This is a genomic window from Nocardioides sp. 31GB23 (assembly GCF_040012395.1).
GTDB classification, from domain to species: Bacteria; Actinomycetota; Actinomycetes; order Propionibacteriales; family Nocardioidaceae; genus Nocardioides; species Nocardioides salarius.
The window spans coordinates 17,628-37,674 of the sequence record NZ_JBDYKJ010000050.1 but is presented as its reverse complement, the minus strand read 5'-3'; the positions used below and the strand labels follow the sequence as shown (position 1 = coordinate 37,674).

The 20,047-nt window shown below is 73.5% G+C and carries 17 protein-coding genes; 13 read left to right on the top strand and 4 right to left on the bottom strand.

Translation table 11 applies throughout. The features are described from left to right. Positions 1 to 40: 40 nt before the first annotated feature. The 3 genes from ABKW28_RS15795 to ABKW28_RS15785 all read left to right on the top strand — a co-directional run bounded on the left by ABKW28_RS15795 (position 41) and on the right by ABKW28_RS15785 (position 3,488). On the top strand, positions 41 to 535 hold the full coding sequence (locus ABKW28_RS15795; protein ID WP_193670087.1) for a hypothetical protein: 495 nt from the start codon (positions 41 to 43) through the stop codon (positions 533 to 535). 215 nt (positions 536 to 750) lie between these two features. Further along, the gene (locus ABKW28_RS15790; protein WP_348611401.1) at positions 751 to 2,454 is read left to right on the top strand and encodes an ATP-binding cassette domain-containing protein; all 1,704 of its coding nucleotides are present in this window, start codon (positions 751 to 753) and stop codon (positions 2,452 to 2,454) included. Further along, positions 2,451 to 3,488 (top strand): GNAT family N-acetyltransferase, encoded by a 1,038-nt coding sequence (locus ABKW28_RS15785; RefSeq protein ID WP_348611398.1) that lies wholly within the window; start codon positions 2,451 to 2,453, stop codon positions 3,486 to 3,488. Before ABKW28_RS15790 ends, ABKW28_RS15785 begins: the two co-directional genes overlap by 4 nt. 81 nt (positions 3,489 to 3,569) lie before the next feature. On the opposite strand, the gene ABKW28_RS15780 is transcribed toward ABKW28_RS15785, so the two are convergent. Next, entirely contained in the window at positions 3,570 to 4,931 is a 1,362-nt protein-coding gene (locus ABKW28_RS15780; protein WP_348611395.1) for a trypsin-like peptidase domain-containing protein, read from the bottom strand. A gap of 153 nt (positions 4,932 to 5,084) precedes the next feature. On the opposite strand from ABKW28_RS15780, the gene ABKW28_RS15775 reads away from it, so the two are divergent. After that, complete coding sequence (locus ABKW28_RS15775) at positions 5,085 to 6,716, top strand: long-chain-fatty-acid--CoA ligase (RefSeq protein WP_348611392.1); 1,632 nt, start codon at positions 5,085 to 5,087, stop codon at positions 6,714 to 6,716. Between the two features lie 181 nt (positions 6,717 to 6,897). Further along, positions 6,898 to 9,534 (top strand): choice-of-anchor A family protein, encoded by a 2,637-nt coding sequence (locus tag ABKW28_RS15770; protein ID WP_348611390.1) that lies wholly within the window; start codon positions 6,898 to 6,900, stop codon positions 9,532 to 9,534. Positions 9,535 to 9,549: 15 nt separating this feature from the next. On the opposite strand, the gene ABKW28_RS15765 is transcribed toward ABKW28_RS15770, so the two are convergent. Beyond that, positions 9,550 to 10,158 carry an HAD-IA family hydrolase gene (locus ABKW28_RS15765; RefSeq protein WP_348611387.1) on the bottom strand — a complete coding sequence of 203 codons (609 nt, stop codon included), beginning with the start codon at positions 10,156 to 10,158 and terminating at the stop codon, positions 9,550 to 9,552. Positions 10,159 to 10,196: 38 nt separating this feature from the next. Further along, positions 10,197 to 11,486 (bottom strand): citrate synthase, encoded by a 1,290-nt coding sequence (locus ABKW28_RS15760; RefSeq protein WP_307822845.1) that lies wholly within the window; start codon positions 11,484 to 11,486, stop codon positions 10,197 to 10,199. Positions 11,487 to 11,778: 292 nt separating this feature from the next. Between ABKW28_RS15760 and rplM the strand changes: the two genes are divergently transcribed. From rplM to ABKW28_RS15730, 6 genes are all read left to right on the top strand, one after another. Beyond that, on the top strand, positions 11,779 to 12,222 hold the full coding sequence (rplM, locus tag ABKW28_RS15755; protein WP_193670079.1) for a 50S ribosomal protein L13: 444 nt from the start codon (positions 11,779 to 11,781) through the stop codon (positions 12,220 to 12,222). 35 nt (positions 12,223 to 12,257) lie between these two features. Next, positions 12,258 to 12,770, top strand: coding sequence for a 30S ribosomal protein S9 (gene rpsI / locus ABKW28_RS15750; RefSeq protein WP_193670078.1), 513 nt, complete (start codon positions 12,258 to 12,260; stop codon positions 12,768 to 12,770). A gap of 25 nt (positions 12,771 to 12,795) precedes the next feature. Beyond that, positions 12,796 to 14,157 carry a phosphoglucosamine mutase gene (gene glmM, locus ABKW28_RS15745; protein ID WP_348611404.1) on the top strand — a complete coding sequence of 454 codons (1,362 nt, stop codon included), beginning with the start codon at positions 12,796 to 12,798 and terminating at the stop codon, positions 14,155 to 14,157. Between the two features lie 55 nt (positions 14,158 to 14,212). Then, positions 14,213 to 15,166: an ATP-binding cassette domain-containing protein gene (locus tag ABKW28_RS15740; protein WP_348611385.1), complete on the top strand. Its 954-nt coding sequence runs from the start codon at positions 14,213 to 14,215 to the stop codon at positions 15,164 to 15,166. Further along, entirely contained in the window at positions 15,163 to 15,963 is an 801-nt protein-coding gene (locus tag ABKW28_RS15735) for an ABC transporter permease (protein ID WP_348611382.1), read from the top strand. Before ABKW28_RS15740 ends, ABKW28_RS15735 begins: the two co-directional genes overlap by 4 nt. Before the next feature lie 68 nt (positions 15,964 to 16,031). Further along, entirely contained in the window at positions 16,032 to 16,739 is a 708-nt protein-coding gene (locus ABKW28_RS15730; RefSeq protein ID WP_348611379.1) for a hypothetical protein, read from the top strand. Between the two features lie 4 nt (positions 16,740 to 16,743). On the opposite strand, the gene coaA is transcribed toward ABKW28_RS15730, so the two are convergent. Then, positions 16,744 to 17,736: a type I pantothenate kinase gene (gene coaA, locus ABKW28_RS15725; protein WP_348611377.1), complete on the bottom strand. Its 993-nt coding sequence runs from the start codon at positions 17,734 to 17,736 to the stop codon at positions 16,744 to 16,746. 68 nt (positions 17,737 to 17,804) lie between these two features. Here coaA and glmS point away from each other — a divergent pair, with 68 nt between their 5' ends. Beyond that, the gene (gene glmS / locus ABKW28_RS15720; protein WP_193670075.1) at positions 17,805 to 19,649 is read left to right on the top strand and encodes a glutamine--fructose-6-phosphate transaminase (isomerizing); all 1,845 of its coding nucleotides are present in this window, start codon (positions 17,805 to 17,807) and stop codon (positions 19,647 to 19,649) included. 7 nt (positions 19,650 to 19,656) lie between these two features. Further along, a complete protein-coding gene (locus tag ABKW28_RS15715) occupies positions 19,657 to 20,010 on the top strand; it encodes a holo-ACP synthase (RefSeq protein ID WP_193670074.1) in 354 nt (117 codons plus the stop codon). Positions 20,011 to 20,047 lie beyond the last annotated feature (37 nt).

Here is a 20,047-nt window from a genome sequence, read left to right as displayed (position 1 = left end):
GGGCTGCACAGGGGGAGGGGTGCGTGGGTACGGTCGGGTGGTGAGCGCCACCGACTACTGCGACCTGTGCGACCTCCCGCTCTCGACCTGCGTGCACGGGATGCCCAAGCCCGTGGAGCCGCCCCCGCCCGCCAAGAAGGCGCCGCCGAAGGCCTCGCCCGTCACCCGGCGGCGTACGACGCCCGCGAGCTCCGGTGGGGCCTTCGGCTCCAGCGCGCCCGCGGCTCCGGCGCGCCCGCGGCGGCGTACCCCCGCGGTCGACTTCAAGCCCTGGATCGTCAAGCTGCTGCAGGAGGCCGGGGGACAGGCGGAGTCCGACGACCTGCTGAGCGACCTCGAGCAGCGCCTGGGCGACGTGCTGCGCCCCGGCGACCTCGAGAGCGGACCCACCGGTGAGCTGCGCTGGCGCACCGCGGCCCGCACGGCGCGCAAGGAGCTCGCCGACGACGGCCTGCTGCTCGCGCCGCGCCCCGGCACCTGGGCGCTGACCGACCGTGGTCGCGTCGAGTGGGTGCCCGACCTGCCCTCCGCCTGACGCACCCCTGAGTCGTGGCCTGAGTCGTGGCCTGGGTCGTGGCCTGGGTCGTGGCCTCTCGCCGCGCCCTGGCGCGTCCTCAGGCACACGACCCGGACCACGACCCGGACCACGACCCGGACCACGACCCGGACCACGACCCGGACCACGACCCGGACCACGACCCAGGGTTAACGACGTGACCTGAGCACCCAGAACCCGGACAATGGTCGCTCGTGGGTCATGTGGATGTCGCCGGTGTCAGGTACGAGCTCCCCGACGGTCGGGTGCTGCTCGACGACGTGTCGTTCCGCGTCGGTGAGGGCGCCAAGGTCGCGCTGGTCGGCGCCAACGGCGCGGGCAAGACGACGCTGCTGCGCATCGTCACCGGCGAGCTGGTCCCGCACGCCGGGGTGGTGACCCGCTCGGGGGGCCTGGGCGTGATGCGCCAGGACGTCAAGGCCGGGCTGCGCGAGGGCGCCACCGTCGCCGACCTGCTGCTCAGCGTGGCCCCGCCGCGGGTCCGCGAGGCCGCCGCGCAGGTCGAACGGCTCGAGCTCGCGCTGATGGAGACCGACGACGAGGCCACCCAGATGCGCTACGCCGAGGCGCTGGCCGAGTACGCCGACGCCGGCGGCTACGACGTCGAGGTCACCTGGGACGTGTGCGCCACCACGGCGCTCGGGCTGTCCTTCGACCGCGCCAAGTACCGCGAGCTGAGCACGCTGAGCGGCGGCGAGCAGAAGCGGCTGGTGCTGGAGTTCCTGCTGCGCGGCCCCGACCAGGTGCTGCTGCTCGACGAGCCCGACAACTACCTCGACGTGCCCGGCAAGATCTGGCTCGAGGGCCGCATCCGCGAGTCCGACAAGACGGTGCTGATGATCAGCCACGACCGCGAGCTGCTCGACAACACCGCGACCCGCGTGGTCACCGTCGAGCTGGGCAGCGGCCACGGCGTCGGCAACAGCGTGTGGACCCACCCCGGCGGGTTCGCCTCCTACCACCAGGCGCGCACCGACCGGTTCGCCCGCTTCGAGGAGCTGCGCAAGCGCTGGGACGAGGAGCACGCCAAGCTCAAGGCGCTGGTGCTGCGGCTGAAGATCAAGGCCGAGTACAACGACGGCATGTCCAGCCAGTACCGCGCCGCCCAGACCCGGCTGCGCAAGTTCGAGGAGGTCGGCCCGCCGACCGAGCAGCCCCGCGAGCAGCAGGTCGCGATGCGCCTCAAGGGCGGACGCACGGGCAAGCGCGCGGTGGTCTGCGAACAGCTCGAGCTGACCGGGCTGATGAAGCCCTTCGACCTCGAGGTCTGGTACGGCGAGCGGGTGGCCGTGCTCGGCTCGAACGGCTCCGGCAAGTCGCACTTCCTGCGGCTGCTGGCCGCCGGCGGCACCGACCCCGACGTCGAGCACCGCCCGGTCTCGGAGGTCCCCGTGAAGCCGGTGCCGCACACCGGCAAGGCCAAGCTCGGGGCCCGGGTGCGCCCCGGCTGGTTCGTGCAGACCCACGAGCACCCCGAGCTGGTCGGGCGCCCCCTGCTCGACATCCTGCACCGCGGCGACGGCCACCCCGACGGACGCCGCGGCCTGGGCCGCGAGCAGGCCGCGCGGGTCCTCGACCGCTACGAGCTGGCGCACGCCGGCGAGCAGACCTTCGACTCGCTCTCGGGCGGGCAGCAGGCCCGCTTCCAGATCCTGCTGCTCGAGCTGTCGGGCGCCACGCTGCTGCTGCTCGACGAGCCCACCGACAACCTCGACGTGCAGTCGGCCGAAGCGCTCGAGGAGGGACTGGAGGCCTTCGAGGGCACCGTGCTCGCGGTCACCCACGACCGCTGGTTCGCCCGCGGCTTCGACCGGTTCCTGGTCTACGGCGCCGACGGCGAGGTCTACGAGGCGCCGGGCCCGGTGTGGGACGAGGGCCGGGTGGTCCGCGCCCGATGAGCACGGACCGCGGTGGGCTGCGCATCGAGACCGTCGACCCGTTCGACGACGAGGCCTTCGACACCTGGCACGCGGTCCACCTGGCCTCCCAGCGCCACGGTCGCGAGCCGGCGGCGGTCACCGCCTGGACCCGCGAGGAGATGCGCGCCCAGCTGCAGCGGCCCGGGCGGCGCTCCTGGGCCGGGATCTTCCTGGGCCGCGTCGACGGCGAGCCGGTGGCCACCGGCCACCTGCTCACCCCGCTGCTCGACAACCTCGACCAGGCCCAGGTCTCGGTCGACGTGCTGGCGGCGCAGCGCCGCCGCGGGCACGGCACCCGGATGCTGGGCCACCTCACCGAGCAGGCCCTGGCCCGCGGGCGCCGGCTGTGGATCGCCGAGGCCAGCTGGCCGATGACGGCGCCGGCCGACGGGGCGGGGGAGCCGGGGCCCGGGCTGCTGCGCGGCCACGGCTTCACCCTGGGCCTCGTCGAGGTGCTGCGGGTGCTCGACCCGCCGCCCGACCCCGGCCACCTGCGGGCCCTGGCGGCCCGCGCGGCGCCGCACCACGCGGCGTACGAGGTGAGGTCCTTCGTGGGCCGGGTGCCCGACGACCTGCTCGCGGGCTGGGCCACGGTCACCGCGAGCCTGAGCACCGAGGCGCCGATGGGCTCGCTGAGCCTGGAGGCGGAGGTCGCCGACCCCGCGCTGGTGCGCGAGGAGGAGGAGCTGCTGGCCCGCCAGGACCGCACCCGCCACGCCGCGGTCGCGCTCGACCCGGACGGTCGGGTGGTCGGCTACACCGAGATCGTCACCACCGGCCACGAGCCGGGCCTGGCCTACCAGTGGGGCACCGTCGTCGACCCGGCGCACCGCGGACACCGGCTCGGGCTGGCGCTCAAGGCCGCCGCCCACCTGCTGCTGCACGAGCACGTGGGCGACCTGCGGATGGTGCGCACCTGGAACGCGGAGACCAACGACCACATGGTCGCGGTCAACGACCTGCTGGGCTACCGGCCGATCGGGCGGTACGGCGGGTTCGAGCGGCGCGCGTGACCCGGCCCGTACCTCCCCTCGGGAAGTACGGGCCGGGTCGAGGCGAAGTTCGGGCCGGGTCGGCGCGAGATCTGGGCCGGGTCAGGACGTGGCGTCGGTGTCGAGCTCGAGGTCGACGCTCCGCTCCTCGCCGTCGCGCAGGTAGGTCACCGTGACGGTGTCGCCGGGGCGGTAGGAGCGGATCGTGGCGACCAGGGAGTCGGAGCTGGTGATCATGGTGTCGTCGACGCGGATGATCACGTCGCCCTCCTCCAGGCCTGCCTGGCCGGCGGTGGAGCCGTCGCCGACCTCGCGCACCAGCGCGCCGTCGATCACCGCCGCGCCGGAGGGGTCCTCCGGCACCACCGCGGAGCCGTCCTGGGTGCCGACCTCGACGTCGGTCACCGAGATGCCGAGCCGGGCGTGGGTGGGCTCCTCGCCGGCGGCCATCTGCTCCACGATCGGCAGCACCTCGTCGATCGGGATCGCGAAGCCCAGGCCGATCGACCCGCCGCTGGCGGACTCGCCGAACGGCGAGGACGAGCCGGCGGTGCGGATCGAGGAGTTGATGCCCACCACGTTGCCGAAGGTGTCGACCAGCGGCCCGCCGCTGTTGCCGGGGTTGATCGCGGCGTCGGTCTGGATCGCGGGGTAGACCGTGGCGTTGCCCTGCTCGTCGGCGGCCACGCCGACCGGGCGGTCGAGCGCGCTGACGATGCCGCTGGTGACGGTGGCGTCGAGACCGAAGGGCGAGCCGATCGCGACGACCGACTGGCCGACCTGGAGGTCCCCGGACTTGCCGATCGTGGCCGGGGTCAGCCCCTCGACGCCCTCGGCCTCGATGACCGCGGTGTCGGTGAGCGGGTCGGAGCCCAGCACCGTGGCGCTGGCCCGCGAGCCGTCGTCGAAGGAGACGCTGATCTCGGCGCCGTCGCCGGCCGCCGCGATCACGTGCTCGTTGGTGAGGATCTGGCCGTCGGAGGAGAGCACGATGCCCGAGCCCGAGCCGCTCGACTGGCCGCCGCGCACGTCGATGCGCACCACCGAGGGCAGCACCGTGGCCGCCACGTCCTGCACCGAGCCGGGCTCGAGGTCGCCCTCGGGGGTGTCGACGACCTGCGAGGTGGTCACCGCGGGGCTGCTGCTCGACGAGGCGGGGTCGTCGTCGAGGGCGCTCCACGCCGCGGCGCCGCCGACGCCCGCCGCGCCGCCGACCACCAGCGAGGCGGCCACCACGGCCGCCGCGAAGCCCTTGCGACCGCGCGCGGGCGGTGCCGCCGGGGCTGCCGGGGCTGCCGGGGCCGGCGCCGGCGGCACCGGCGCCTGGGCGGCGGTCTCGTCGCCCGGCGTCCAGGCCGGCTGCGGGCCCAGGTCGTAGGACCGGGTCTCGTCGTACGGGCTCGTCTCGGGGCCCGTCTCGGGGCCCGGCTGCTCGTCGCGGGGGTCTCGGGGCGTCGAAGTCATGTCCCCATGGTGCCCACCGACGCTGTGAGCCACCTGAGACCCCGCTGGACGCCGGGCAAGAAGTGGGGCAGGAAGTGGGGCAGGAAGTCGGGGTGAGCACACCTCTTGAGACGCCCTGTTGAGAGTGGCTGTGCCCTCGGTCACACTCTGCCCATGACTGCCACCCCGACCGACACCACCCCCACGACGCCGGGCCCCGCGCCCGGCCCGACGCCGCGCTTCGTCGACGACCGCCTGGCCCACTGGGCGGCCACCAAGCCCGACGAGGAGGCGATGACCTACCTGGGCCGGTCGTGGACCTGGGCCCAGTGGGACGAGCGGGTACGCCGCTGCACCGGCATGCTGGCCGAGCTCGGGGTCGGCCGGGGAGACGTGGTGGCCTTCCTCGACAAGAACCACCCGGCCTGCGTCGAGCTGAGCCTGGCCGCGGGGGCGCTGGGAGCCGCCAACGCGATCATCAACTTCCGCCTCGCCGGCGAGGAGATCGACTACGCCGTCAACGACTCCGGGGCCACGGTGCTGCTGGTCGGCTCCGAGCTCAAGGGCCAGGTCGAGCAGATCCGCGACCGGCTCACCCACGTCGAGCACGTCATCGAGGTCACCCCCGACGGCGGCGGCGAGAGCGGCCCCGACGACTACGAGACCCGGCTGGCCGCGGCCACCCCGACCGGTCGCTCCAGCGACGTCGAGCCCGACGACACCTGCCTGGTCATGTACTCCTCAGGCACCACCGGGCACCCCAAGGGCGTGATGCTGACCCACGCCAACATGATCGCCCACACCATCAACTCCCACGACGGCTGGGGCTTCGAGCCCGGCGACAAGTCGATGGTCGCGATGCCGCTCTTCCACGTCGGCGGGTCGTCGTACGTGCTCTTCGGCCTGCACGACGGCATCCCCAGCATCATGACCCGCGACCCCGACGGCGCCTCGCTGGCCGGGGCGATCCTCGCCGGCGCCAACCGCACCTTCCTGGTGCCGGCGGTGCTGGCGCAGGTGCTGCAGTCGGGCCCCGACGCGATCAAGCTCTTCGGGGCGCTGAAGACCTACACCTACGGCGCCGCGCCGATGCCGCCGCCGCTGCTGCGCGCGGCGATGGAGGCCTGGCCCGACACCGACTTCATGCAGGTCTACGGCCTGACCGAGGTCTCGGGCGTGGCCACCCACCTGATGCCCGAGGAGCACCGCACCGCGATCGCCGACGGCCACCCCGAGCGGCTGGTCTCGGCCGGGCGCGCGGTGCCCGAGGTCGAGGTGCGCATCGTCGACCCGGCCACCCTCGAGGACCTGCCCACCGGTGAGCACGGCGAGATCTGGCTGCGCACCCCCCAGCTCTTCAAGGGCTACCTCAACCGCCCCGAGGCCACCGCCGAGGTGATCACCGACGACGGCTGGTTCCGCACCGGAGACATGGGCAAGGTCGACGCCGAGGGCTACGTCTTCGTCGAGGACCGGCTCAAGGACATGATCATCAGCGGCGGCGAGAACATCTACAGCCCCGAGGTCGAGCGGGTCCTGGCCGAGCACCCGGCGGTGATGGAGGTCGCGGTCATCGGCATCCCCGACGACACCTGGGGCGAGTCGGTCAAGGCCGTCGTCGCCCTCAAGGAGGGCGCCTCGGCCACCGAGCAGGAGATCATCGACTACTGCCGCGACCACCTGGCGCACTTCAAGTGCCCCAAGAGCGTCGACGTGCTCGAGATGCTGCCGCGCAACCCCACCGGCAAGATCCTCAAGCGCGAGCTGCGGGCGCCCTACTGGGCCGACCGCGACCGCGGGGTCTGAGCCCCCGGGCCTGCGATCCGTACGTCGCACCGGGCGCCGCCGGGGGACCCAGGTCCTCGGGCGGTGCCCGGTTCGTCGACGCAGCGGTAACGACTCCTCCACAGCCGTCCCAGCGCCCCCGACCGCCCCCTAGCGTCGGCCCGGGGTGCCGCGCGGCGCCCCGGAGGGGCGGGGACCGACCATGCAGCACCAGCAGCAGCACCACCAGCGCGTACGCCGCAGCACCAGGACGGCCGGTGCGTGCCTGGCCGCCGCTGCCGTGGCCGTCGCGGGGGTGCTGGTCGTGCCGGGCCTGTCGGGCTCCGCGGCCGGCACCGGCACGGGCGCCGCGGAGGGCTGCGAGACCCTGACCCACCCGCTGGGCGACGCGACGCCGTACACCGAGTTCGTCGAGACGCACGGCGTGCGCGGCTCGGAGTCGGAGGGCGCGATCGCCTACGGCGGCGACCTGGGCGCCAACGGGATGACCGTCGGCACCCGGCTCACCTCGGCCGCGTCGGCGCCCACGCTGGTCGTGGGCGGCTCGCACGGGCAGTGGTTCAACCTGCAGCGCGGCAGCGCGTGGGTGGTGCCGCGCAGCGGCGTCAACTTCAACGGCGGCGGCTCCTACCTCGACGCGAACCCGCTCGACATCACCACCGCCTTCACCGGACTGCGTGCCCTGGCCGCGCGGATCGCCGCGACGCCGAGCACCGGCACGGTCCTCGAGAACACCGAGATCAGCGCCCAGCCCAGCCTCGTGCTGCGCGGCACCGACCCCGTCCTCAACGTCGTGCGCCCCACCGCGGCGCAGCTCGCCTCCGGGCGCAACATCGGGTACGACGTGCCGGCCGGCTCGACGCTGCTGGTCGTCGTCGACGGGGCCGAGGTCCGCGTGAAGGGCCAGGTCTGGGTGCGCGAGGGCGGTGGCTGGCAGCAGGCGAACGACTCGACGATGGCCACCCGCCCCGGGGTGCTCTGGAGCCTCGCCGGGGCCACGTCGGTGACCATCGACGTCGGCAGCGCCTGGGGCGGCAGCATCCTGGCCCCCAGCGCCCACGTCGTCGTCGAGCGCGCGGGCCACACCATCGGCCAGGTCCTGGCCGCCCGGTTCAGCTCGGGCTACGAGACCCACCAGCGGCTCTTCTCCTCCTCGCTGTGCCTGCCGCCGCTGACCCCGCCGACCAGCGCCCCGCCCACCAGCGCCCCGCCCACGAGCACGCCCCCGACGAGCACGCCCCCGACCAGCACCCCGCCGACGAGCACCCCACCGACCACCCCGCCGACCACGCCGCCGAACGGCGGGACCACGGACGTGACGGTGACCAAGAGCGCGTCGGCGACGTCGGTGCACGGCGGCGAGCGGGCGTCGTACACGCTCACCGCCCGCAACCTCGGCAGCGCGACCGCGACCGGGGTCGTGGTCCGCGACCAGCTGCCGGCGGGGGTGGGCCTGGAGTCCGCGAGCCCCGGGTGCTCGGCGGTCGCGGACGTGGTGACCTGCCAGGTCGGCGACCTCGCGGCCGGCGCCGTGCACAGCGTGCAGCTCGACGTGCTCGTCGCCCCCGTCGCCGGGGCGGGCCGCACCCCGCACCCGCAGGCCCACCACCACCTCACGCCCACCAAGACCGAGGTGCACGTCGACCTCGAGGCCGGGCAGACCCGCTCGGTGACGCTGAGCTGCCCCGGCGGCACCGTCTCCGACGGCGCGGTCCGCGTCGACCACGTCGACCAGGGCACGGGCACGCTCGCCGACGTGCACGTGCTGTCGGCGCAGAGCACCGGCGTCGAGACCTGGAAGGCCGTGCTGCGCAACGACGCCGCCGGCCGCGCCCAGGCCAAGGCCTTCGGGGTCTGCCTGCCCGGCAGCACCGAGCCCGCCGACCGGCAGACCGGGCACGGCGACGGCCACGCCCACGACCTGGTCGCCGACACCGCGCTGGTCACCGAGACCCGGGCCCTGGCGCCGGGACGGCACAGCACCAGCCTGACCTGCCCCGAGGCGACGATGCCCGTGGCCCCCGGTCACGACCTCTCCGGCGGCGCGGCCCGGCTGGTGGCCTCCGAGCCCACCGCGACGGGCTGGCGCCTCGACGTGCTGGTGCAGGAGGCGACCACGCTGACCGCGTCGGTGCGCTGCCTGCGCACCGCCACGACCGCCGTGCAGGGCCACACCCACCAGCTGCGCACCACCCACGTCGAGCGCCGCGTCGTGGTGCCGGCCGGGACGGTGGTCGAGGAGCAGGTGATCTGCCCCGACGACGCCAAGGGAGTGGTGGCCACCTTCGACCTGCCCGACGACCTCGTGGGCCTGGGCCACGACCCGCGGCTCAAGACCCGCGCCTTCCGGCTGCTCAACCCCACCGGCACGCCGCAGGAGGCGCTGCTCGACCTGGTCTGCCTGCACGACCGCACCGAGGTCGAGACCCCCGGCACCGACGACCCGGCCGAGCTCGTCAACACCGCCACCGTCACCTCGACCTCGACCGACGTCGACTTCACCAACAACTCCGCGAGCGCCACGATCACGGTGCTGCCCGGCTCGGCCACCCTGGCGCTGCCGCGCGCCGCGACCCGCACGGGGCGCAGCCTCGAGCTGCGGGTGCTCAGCTCGCTGCCGGGCTCGGCGAAGGTCACGGTCACCGCGCGTGGCACGAAGGGCCGGGTGGCGCGGGGCCGCGTCCGCCTGGACCCCGACCGGGCCCGCGCGAGCGACGTACGGCTGACGAAGCGGGGGGCGCGGCTGGTGCGCGCGGGCCGGGCCGACCGGCTGCGGGTCACGGTGGTGCCCTCCCGGGGCCGCCGGGCGCGCGGCACGGTGGTGCTGGACGGCTCCTGACGGCGCGCCGCGGCCTCAGACGGGCAGGCCCAGGCCCCGCAGGTCGGCGCGCAGGGCGTCGGCGCCGGTGAAGACCAGGCCGGCCATCCCCAGGGTGCAGGCGGCCTCGACGTTGTCGGGGCGGTCGTCGACGAAGACCAGGTCGGCGAGCGGGCGGCCGGTGCGTGCGACCAGCAGCTCGTAGACGCGCGGGTCGGGCTTGGCCAGGCCCTCGGTGCCGGAGACGACGACGTCGTCGAGCAGCGCGAGCACCTCGAACATCCGTGGGGCGTGCGGGTAGAGCTCGTGCGACCAGTTGGTCAGCCCCCACTGCGGCACGCCGGCGGCGTGCAGGGCGCGCACCAGGTCGGCGGTGCCGGGCACCTCGCCGACCAGCGAGGCGGGGAAGTGCGCCCGGTAGGCCCGGCAGTGCGCGAGCCAGTGCGGGTGGCTGCGCGCCACCTCGGCCTCGGCGGCGTCCCAGTCGAGCCCGGAGTCGGGGCCGTGGTTGTAGGCGCGGAAGTCGAAGTCGTCGGCGGCCAGGAAGCGCGCCGCCTCCGCCTCGCCGACCCCTGCGGCGATCGCGCGGGAGGCGTCCCAGTCGACGAGGACGTTGCCCAGGTCCCACACGACCCCGGCCCCCACGCGGGGGACCGGGGTCGTGTCAGGACCGTGCGTGGGGCTCAGGCCCACCGCTCCGAGGCCGGGGTGAAGTCGAGACGACGCTCACCGGTGTAGATCTGCTTGGGGCGGGCGATCTTCTGCTCCTTGTCCTGGGTCAGCTCGAGCCACTGCGCGAGCCAGCCCGGGGTGCGCCCGATGGCGAAGAGCACCGTGAACATCTCGGGCGGGAACTGGAAGGCCTCGTAGATCAGGCCGGAGTAGAAGTCGACGTTGGGGTAGAGCTTGCGGGAGATGAAGTACTCGTCCTCGAGGGCGATCTTCTCCAGCTCCTTGGCGATCTCGAGGAGCGGGTTGACCCCGGTGACCTCGAAGACGTCGTCGCAGGCCTTCTTGATGATCGTGGCGCGCGGGTCGTGGTTCTTGTAGACCCGGTGGCCGAAGCCCATCAGCTTCTCGTTGCCGTTCTTGACGCCCTCGATGAAGGCGGGGATGTTCTCCTTCGAGCCGATGCGCCGCAGCATCCGCAGCACCGCCTCGTTGGCGCCGCCGTGCAGCGGGCCGTAGAGCGCGCCGATGCCGGCCGAGACCGCGGAGTAGGGGTCGACCTGCGAGGAGCCCACCGAGCGCACCGCGTTGGTCGAGCAGTTCTGCTCGTGGTCGGCGTGCAGGATGAACAGGATGTCGAGGGCCTTGACCAGGCGCTCGTCGGCCTCGTACTTCGACTCGCTCATCTTGAAGAGCATCGAGAGGAAGTTCGCGGTGTAGGAGAGGTCGTTGTCGGGGTAGATGTAGGGCTTGCCCTGGGCGTGGCGGAAGGACCAGGCACCCAGCGTCGGCATCTTCGCGATCATCCGCACGATCTGCATGTGCCGGTTCTCGGGGTCGGAGATGTTGCGCGCGTCGGGGTAGAACGTCGACAGGGCCCCCGTCGACGCCATCAGCATCCCCATCGGGTGCGCGTCGTAGCGGAAGCCCTGCATGAACGTCTTGACGTTCTCGTGCACGAAGGTGTGGTAGGTGATCTCGTGCACCCACGCCTCGTACTCGGCCTTGGTCGGCAGGTCGCCGTGGATCAGGAGGTAGGAGACCTCCAGGAAGTTCGACTTCTCGGCGAGCTGCTCGATCGGGTACCCGCGGTACTCGAGGATGCCCTTCTCGCCATCGATGTAGGTCACGGCACTGCGGCAGGAGGCGGTGTTGACGAAGCCGGGGTCGTACACGGCCAGGCCGGGAGTCTCCTCGTCGGCCTTGATCTTCCCGATGTCGGCGGCCTTGATGGAGCCGTCGGTGATCGGGACGTCGTACTCCTGTCCGGTGCGGTTGTCACGGACTGTCAGAGATTCGGTCACGCTTCGCGACTCTAGCCCGCGTCCTCGGCGAGCGTTAACCCGGCGTCCGCGGACCGGGCGGGCCCGCATTTGGTCGTACGCCGCGCGCAGCCGTAGTCTTGCCGGTCGCGACCCCTGCCGCGCCCCGACTCCTCGTCGAGGTGCTGATCCGGACGTGAGCCGAGCCCCACCCAGACCATCCGTGGTCCGGGGCTGGTCGGTGCGAACCGGGCCGTGTTCGTCAGAGGCCGTGCTCCACCACCCCGTCGAGACGCTCGACCGGGGACCAACGAACGAAGAGAGTAGATCAGCCGTGCGTACCTTCAGCCCGAAGCCTGGGGACATCCAGCGCGAGTGGCACGTCATCGACGCCACCGACATCCGCCTGGGCCGCCTGGCCGTCCAGGCCGCCACGCTCATCCGTGGCAAGCACAAGCCGACCTTCGCCCCGCACGTCGACGGTGGTGACTTCGTCATCATCATCAACGCCGAGAAGGTGTCGCTCTCGGGCGACAAGGCGACCAAGAAGATGGCCTACCGCCACTCCGGCTTCCCCGGTGGTCTGTCCGCGACGCCGATCGGTGAGGTCCTCGAGAAGGACGCTCGCCGTGCGATCGAGATGGCCGTGTGGGGCATGCTCCCCAAGAACAAGCTGGGCCGCCAGATCCTGAAGAAGCTCAAGGTGTACTCGGGTCCCACGCACCCGCACCAGGCCCAGCAGGCCGCTCCGTTCGAGATCAGCCAGATCTCCCAGTAATCGTCGTCGTCGAGAAAGACTGAGTGAGGAACATCGTGGCTGAGACCACCGAGAACGTGACCGAGGTCGAGGAGACCTTCACCCCCGACGAGCAGGGCGTCGCCTACAGCTCCGAGAGCGCCCCGAGCGCCGAGGCTGTCGCCGAGCGTCCCGCGACCATCGCCCCCGGCGCGGCCACCGGCCGTCGCAAGGAGGCCGTGGCCCGCGTGCGCATCGTCCCGGGCACCGGCGTGTGGACCGTCAACGGTCGCACCCTGGACTCCTACTTCCCCAACAAGCTGCACCAGCAGGTCGTCAACGAGCCCTTCGCCGCGCTGCAGCTCGAGGGCCGCTTCGACGTCATCGCCCGCATCCACGGCGGCGGCATCACCGGCCAGGCCGGCGCGCTGCGCCTGGGCGTGGCCCGTGCGCTCAACGCCATCGACGTCGACGCCAACCGCGCGACGCTGAAGAAGGACGGTCTGCTGACTCGTGACGCCCGCGTCATCGAGCGCAAGAAGGCCGGTCTGAAGAAGGCGCGCAAGGCGCCGCAGTTCAGCAAGCGCTGATCAACGAGGGCGCGTGAGCACTTCTGTGACACGCCTCTTCGGCACGGACGGGGTCCGGGGTCGGGCCAACGGTGTCCTCACCGCTGGCCTGGCCCTGGACCTTTCCGTTGCCGCGGCGCGCGTGCTGGGCGACGCCGGCGAGTTCGAGGGCCACCGGCCCCGGGCCGTCGTGGGTCGCGACACCCGCATCTCCGGGGAGTTCCTCGAGGCCGCGGTCGTGGCCGGGCTGGCCTCCGCCGGGGTCGACGTCGACCTCGTCGGCGTGCTGCCGACCCCCGGGGTCGCGCACCTGACCGATGCGCTGGGCGCCGACCTGGGCGTGATGATCTCCGCCTCGCACAACCCGATGCCCGACAACGGCATCAAGTTCTTCGCCCGCGGCGGGCTCAAGCTCGACGACGCGCTCGAGGAGCAGATCGAGGCGCGCCTGCACGCCGACGAGCCGCTGCCCACCGGCGCCGCGGTGGGGCGGGTGCGCCAGCACCCCGAGGCCGCGCAGCGCTACGCCGACCACCTGGTCTCCACGCTGCCGGCCGGCGACGGGGCGCGCCCGCTGGCCGGGCTGCGGCTGGTGCTCGACTGCGCCGAGGGTGCGGCGTACGACGCCGGGCCGCGTGCGCTCGAGGCCGCCGGCGCCACCGTGGTCGCGATCCACGCCAGCCCCGACGGGCTCAACATCAACGACGGCTGCGGCTCCACGCACCTCGAGCCGCTGCGCAAGGCGGTGCTCGAGCACGGCGCCGACGCCGGCTTCGCCCTCGACGGCGACGCCGACCGGATGCTGGCCGTCGACGCGGCCGGCGACGTGGTCGACGGCGACCAGGTGCTGGCGATCCTGGCGCTGGCCGGTCGCGAGGCCGGCTCGCTGGTCGACGACACGGTCGTGGCGACCGTGATGAGCAACCTGGGGTTCGTGCAGGCGATGGAGGCGGCCGGCATCACCGTGGCCACCACCAAGGTCGGCGACCGCTACGTGCTCGAGCAGATGCGCGCCCAGGGCTTCGTGCTCGGCGGCGAGCAGTCGGGCCACGTGATCATGAGCCGGCACGCCACCACCGGCGACGGGCTCCTCTCGACGCTGCACGTCGCCGCCCGGATGGCCGCCACCGGCCGCTCGCTGGCCGACCTGGCCGGCGTGATGACCCGCCTGCCGCAGGTGCTGGTCAACGTGGCCGACGTCGACAAGCACCGCACCGACGACGAGGTGCTCGCCGCCGCCGTCGCCGAGGAGGAGGCCGCGATGGCCGGCTCCGGACGGGTGCTGCTGCGCGCCTCGGGCACCGAGTCACTGGTGCGGGTGATGGTCGAGGCGCCCTCCCTCGAGCTCGCGCAGGACGCCGCCGACCGCCTCGCCACCGTGGTGCGCGAGCGGCTCTCGCTGGCCTGAGCCGCCGCCGACACCCCCGCGGGCACCTAGGGACCCCGTCTGGAAAGGTGGGCCCATGATCGACGCGCCACCGCTGGTCCTGGAGGGACTGGGCAAGAGGTTCGGTGCGGTGCAGGCGGTGCAGGACCTCTCCTTCACCGTCGCGCCGGGCCGGGTGACCGGGTTCCTGGGCCCCAACGGCTCGGGCAAGACCACCACGCTGCGGATGCTGCTGGGCCTGACCCGGCCCACCACCGGCCGGGCGCTGGTGGGGGACCGGCCCTACGCCGAGCTGCCCGTGCCGGCCGCCGTCGTGGGCGCCGCGCTCGAGCCGGGCTTCCACCCCGGCCGCACCGCCCGCGGCCACCTCGAGGCGTGGGCGCCCCAGGTCGGCGCCACCCGGGCCCGCTGCCGCGAGGTGCTGGCGATGGTCGGGCTCGACCAGAGCGCCGAGCGCCGCGTCGGCGGCTTCTCGCTCGGCATGCGCCAGCGCCTCGGCCTGGCCACCGCCCTGCTGGCCGACCCGCCCGTGCTGGTGCTCGACGAGCCCGCCAACGGCCTGGACCCCGAGGGCATCAAGTGGCTGCGCGGGATGCTGCGCCACCTGGCCGGCGAGGGCCGCACCGTCCTGGTCTCCAGCCACGTGCTCGGCGAGGTGCAGCACACCGTCGACGACGTCGTCGTGATCGCGCAGGGCCGCCTGGTGCACGCCTCCTCGTTGGCGGGCCTCGCCGAGCTGGCCGAGCCCCGCACCTACGTCGAGTCGCCCGCTCCCGACCGGCTCACCGCCCTGGTCGCCGAGCAGGGCTGGGCCACCTCGCCCGCCCCGCGCGGAGCCACGGGGGTGCTGGTCGAGGGGGTCGACGCCGCCCGGGTCGGCGCCGCCGCCTACGCCGCGGGCCTCGAGCTGCACCAGCTCGCCTCGCAGGGCACCGACCTCGAGGACGTCTTCTTCCACCTGGTCGAGACCGCCCAGCACCAGGACCAGCGCCAGGACCAGCAGGACCAGCAGCAGGAGGTCGTGGCATGAGCCGGATGCGTGCCGCCCTGGTCGCCGAGCACCGCAAGCTCGTCAGCACCCGCATGTGGTGGATCCTGGCCCTCGCGATGGCCGCCTACCTCGCGTTCATCGGCGGGGTGCTGGCCCTCAGCGCCACCGTCACCCCGCCCGGCGAGGGCTCGCCCCAGCTGGGCGGCATCGACGCGGCGCTGTCGACGTACGGCGTGATCAACGCGATCGGCTACGTCTTCCCGCTGGTCGTCGGCACCCTGGCCGTGACCACCGAGCACCGGCACCGCACCATCGAGCAGACCTACCTCGCCGAGCCGCGTCGCGGCGTGGTGCTGGTGGCCAAGCTGCTCGGCACCGTGCCCGTCGGGCTGCTCCTCGGCGTGGTCGGCACCCTCGGCCTGGTCGCCACCGCCGCGCCCGTGCTGGCCTGGCAGGGCGACGGCGCCTACCTCGACAGCGGCCGGGTCTGGCAGACCTTGCTGCTCGGCGTCGTGGTCACCGCGCTGTGGGCCGTGCTCGGCGCCGCCTTCGGGGCGGTGCTGACCAACCAGGTCGCGGCGATCGTGGTGGTGCTGGCCTTCACCCAGTTCGTCGAGCCGGTCGCCCGGGTCGCGCTGGGCGCCTTCGAGCCGGTCGCGGGGGTGGCGGCGTACCTGCCGGGCGCCGCGGCCGACGCCCTGGTCGGCGCCAGCCTCTTCAGCGGCTTCGGCGGCGGCGACCTGCTGTCGCGCTGGGCCGGCGCCCTGGTGCTCCTGGCGTACGTCGCCGCGCTGGCGCTCGTGGGCTGGTGGCGGGCCCGCTCCAGCGACGTCTGAGCCGAGCGCCTCTCCACAGCCGCCGCGCGCCGGGTGTGCGACCGGGCCGCCCCGGGTAGTCGTCAGCCATGCCCACCCGCACCGACCGCCCGCCGGCGTCGCTGCTGGTGCTCGCGGCGGTGACGACCGCGCTGGTGCTGGTGACCAGCGGGGTGGTCGCGGCCGGCTGGGCCGGCCGGCTCGGCGACCGGGCCCTCTCGCGCGCGGACCGGGCGGCCGGCGGGGCGCAGGTCGTCACCGGCGGTGAGCACGACGCGGCCGTCTTCGAGGTCGGCGACGGCTGGACGCTGCGCCCGCGTGGCACCTCGATCTTCTACACCGACGCCGAGGGCCGCATCCGCGCCGGCCTCGACGGCGCGGCCGTCTTCCGCGACGGCGCCTGCGCGGCGGGGCAGGGCGCCTCGAACCGGGCCTTCGCCGGCTTCGGGCGGCCCTCGCGGCTGCCGGCACGGCGCACCAGCCGGGTGCTGGCCCGGCAGTGGCGCGACGCGCTGGCCCACGACGACCGCACCGCCACCACCCACGAGGCCGGCGCGCTGCGCACCCGCGAGGTCCAGCTCGACGACGGGTCGGGCGCCGTGCGCACCGACGTCGGCCTGCGGATCGCCGAGCCCAGCGCCTGCGAGGCGGCCCGGGTGCGGGCCAGCGTGGTCAGCCTCGAGACCGGTGGCTGGACCTCGAGCGTGGTGCTGGTGCGCGACCTGGGCGTGCCCGACGCGCTCGACGACGCGGACGCCGAGCGGCTGCTGGCGAGCCTGCGACCGACCGGCCGCTGAGGGCTCAGAGCTTGCGCAGCCGCACGTAGCGCACCGAGTGGTCGATGTCCTTGCGCAGCACCAGCGTGGCGCGCGAGCGGGTCGGCAGCACGTTCTGCACCAGGTTGGGCCCGTTGATGGTGTCCCAGATCCGCTCCGCCTCCGCGACCGCCTCGTCGTGGCTCAGCGCGCCGTACTTGGCGAAGTAGGAGCCCGGGTCGCGGAAGGCCGTCTCGCGCAGTCGCAGGAACCGGTCGACGTACCACTGGCGGATCTTGTCGCGCCCCGCGTCGACGTAGACGCTGAAGTCGAAGAAGTCGCTGAGCACCAGCCCGGCGGTGCCGTCCTCGCGGATGCGGGGCGGCTGCAGCACGTTGAGGCCCTCGATGATCACGATGTCGGGGCGCTTGATGACGACCTTCTCGTCGGGCACCACGTCGTAGACCAGGTGCGAGTACGTCGGCGCCTCGACCTCGTCCTTGCCCGACTTGATGTCGACCACGAAGCGCAGCAGCGCGCGCCGGTCGTAGGACTCGGGGAAGCCCTTGCGCTGCAGGATGCCGCGGCGCTCGAGCTCGGCGTTGGGGTAGAGGAAGCCGTCGGTGGTCACCAGCGCGACGTTGGGGTGCTCGGGCCAGTGCGCCAGCATCTGCTGCAGCACCCGCGCCGTGGTCGACTTGCCGACCGCCACCGAGCCGGCCAGCCCGATCACGAACGGGGTGCGCGGCGGGGTGCGGCGGTGCAGGAAGTCCACCTGGCTGCGGTGCAGCTCGCCGGCCGACTCGACGTACAGGCTCAGCAGCCGCGAGAGCGGCAGGTAGACCTCGCGCACCTCGTCGAGGTCGAGCTCGTCGCCCAGGCCGCTGAGCTCGTGGACCTCCTCCTCGGAGAGCGGGTCGGCCGTCGCGGTGTCGGCCAGCGCCGCCCACGCCGAGCGGTCGAGCTCGATGTAGGGGGAGGTCTCGCGGCCGTTGTCGTCGTGGCCGCCGTTGAGGTGGCCCCGGCCAGGCGAGGACATGACGGCGATTGTTGCAGCCGCCGCGCCGTGCGCGTCGGTCGGTCCGCGCCTCGATAGACTCACCGGCCATGTGCGGGATCGTGGGGTACGTCGGGCAGCGCCCCGCCGAGCTGGTCGTCATCGAGGGGCTGCGGCGCCTGGAGTACCGCGGCTACGACTCGGCCGGCATCGCCCTGGTCGACGGCGGCACCCTGGTGACCCGCAAGAAGGCGGGCAAGCTGGCCAACCTCGAGAAGGTCGTCGACGCCGACCCGCTGCCGCCCTCGACGACCGGCATCGGGCACACCCGCTGGGCCACCCACGGCGCGCCCAACGACGTCAACGCCCACCCGCACCCCGGCTCGACCGGGCGGGTGGCGATCGTGCACAACGGCATCATCGAGAACTTCGACGACCTGCGCGCGCGCCTCGAGGACGACGGCCACCAGCTGGTCTCCGAGACCGACACCGAGGTCGTCGCGCACCTGCTGGAGCTGCAGGTGGTCTCGGGGGTCGACCTGACCACCGCCATGCAGCGGGTGTGCAGCCGGCTCGAGGGCGCCTTCACCCTCGTGGCCGTCGACGGCGAGACCCCCGGCCTGGTGGTGGCCGCGCGCCGCAACAGCCCGCTGGTGGTCGGCCTCGGCGAGGGCGAGAACTTCCTCGGCTCCGACGTCGCCGCCTTCATCGAGCACACCCGCGAGGCGCTCGAGCTCGACCAGGACCAGGTCGTCACGCTGACCCCCGAGGGCGTCAGCGTCTCCGGCTTCGACGGCACCCCCGCCGAGGGCCGGCCCTACCACGTCGACTGGGACCTCTCCGCGGCCGAGAAGGACGGCCACGACTGGTTCATGCGCAAGGAGATCCACGAGCAGCCGCGCGCCGTCGCCGACTCGCTGCTGGGGCGGCGTACGCGGGAGGGGGCGCTGCACCTCGACGAGATGCGCCTGTCGGACCAGGAGCTGCGCGACGTCGACAAGATCATCATCATCGCGGCCGGCACCTCCTTCTACGCCGGCATGGTCGCCAAGTACGCCATCGAGCACTGGTGCCGCATCCCCGTCGAGGTCGAGCTGTCCAGCGAGTTCCGCTACCGCGACCCGATCCTCGACTACTCCACGCTGGTGGTCGCGATCAGCCAGTCCGGCGAGACCGCCGACACCCTGCAGGCGATCCGGCACGCGCGCACCCAGCGCTCGAAGGTGCTGGCGATCTGCAACACCAACGGCTCGACGATCCCGCGCGAGTCCGACGCCGTCATCTACACCCACGCCGGCCCCGAGATCGGGGTCGCCTCCACCAAGGGCTTCCTGACCCAGCTGGTGGCCTGCTACCTGCTCGCGCTCTACCTCGCGCAGGTCAAGGGCACCCGCTACGGCGACGAGATCGCCGAGGTGATGAGCCAGCTCGAGGAGATGCCCGGCCACATCGAGACCGTGCTCTCGCGCGCCGACGACGTCTACGCGCTGGCCGCCGACCACGTCGGCACCCGCTCGGTGCTCTTCCTGGGCCGCCACGCCGGGTTCCCGGTCGCGCTCGAGGGAGCGCTCAAGCTCAAGGAGCTGGCCTACATCCACGCCGAGGGGTTCGCCGCCGGCGAGCTCAAGCACGGCCCGATCGCGCTGATCGAGCAGGACCTGCCGGTGCTGTGCGTGGTGCCGCCCCGCGGCCGTGACCAGCTGCACGGCAAGATGCTCAGCGGCATCCAGGAGGTCCGCGCCCGGGGCGCCCGCACGATCTGCCTGGCCGAGGAGGGCGACCCCTCGATCGCGTCGTACGCCGACGTGCTGATCAGCCTGCCGCGGGTGCCGGTGCTGCTGCAGCCGCTGGTGGCGGTCGTGCCGCTGCAGCTCTTCGCCTGCGAGCTGGCCACCCTGATGGGCCACGACGTCGACCAGCCGCGCAACCTCGCCAAGTCCGTCACGGTCGAGTGAGCGCGTCGTGCCCGTGATCGGCGTCGGCATCGACGTCTGCGACATCGAGCGGTTCGCCGAGTCGCTGGAGCGCACCCCGGCGCTGCGCGAGCGGCTCTTCACCCCCGCCGAGGCCGAGCGTCCGCTGGCCTCGCTGGCCGCCCGCTTCGCCGCCAAGGAGGCCCTGGCCAAGGCCCTCGGCGCGCCCGTCGGGATGGCCTGGCACGACTGCGAGGTGGTCAACGAGTCGTCGGGCCGACCGCTGCTCGAGATCCGCGGCAGCGTGCGCGCCCGGGCCGACGAGCTGGGGGTGGCGCACCTGCACCTCTCGCTGTCCCACGACGCCGGGATCGCCTCGGCCGTGGTGGTCCTCGAGAGCTGATCAACGGCTCGTGTGAGCCAGGTCTCGCCGGGTCCAG

Bases quoted from the DNA above. Each gene is read 5' to 3' on its own strand.
- ABKW28_RS15785 (WP_348611398.1), top strand. From the start codon at position 2,451: ATGAGCACGGACCGCGGTGGGCTGCGCATCGAGACCGTCGACCCGTTC.
- ABKW28_RS15780 (WP_348611395.1), bottom strand. From the start codon at position 4,931: ATGACTTCGACGCCCCGAGACCCCCGCGACGAGCAGCCGGGCCCCGAG.
- ABKW28_RS15775 (WP_348611392.1), top strand. From the start codon at position 5,085: ATGACTGCCACCCCGACCGACACCACCCCCACGACGCCGGGCCCCGCG.
- ABKW28_RS15770 (WP_348611390.1), top strand. From the start codon at position 6,898: ATGCAGCACCAGCAGCAGCACCACCAGCGCGTACGCCGCAGCACCAGG.
- ABKW28_RS15740 (WP_348611385.1), top strand. From the start codon at position 14,213: ATGATCGACGCGCCACCGCTGGTCCTGGAGGGACTGGGCAAGAGGTTC.
- ABKW28_RS15735 (WP_348611382.1), top strand. From the start codon at position 15,163: ATGAGCCGGATGCGTGCCGCCCTGGTCGCCGAGCACCGCAAGCTCGTC.
- ABKW28_RS15730 (WP_348611379.1), top strand. From the start codon at position 16,032: ATGCCCACCCGCACCGACCGCCCGCCGGCGTCGCTGCTGGTGCTCGCG.
- coaA (WP_348611377.1), bottom strand. From the start codon at position 17,736: ATGTCCTCGCCTGGCCGGGGCCACCTCAACGGCGGCCACGACGACAAC.
- glmS (WP_193670075.1), top strand. From the start codon at position 17,805: ATGTGCGGGATCGTGGGGTACGTCGGGCAGCGCCCCGCCGAGCTGGTC.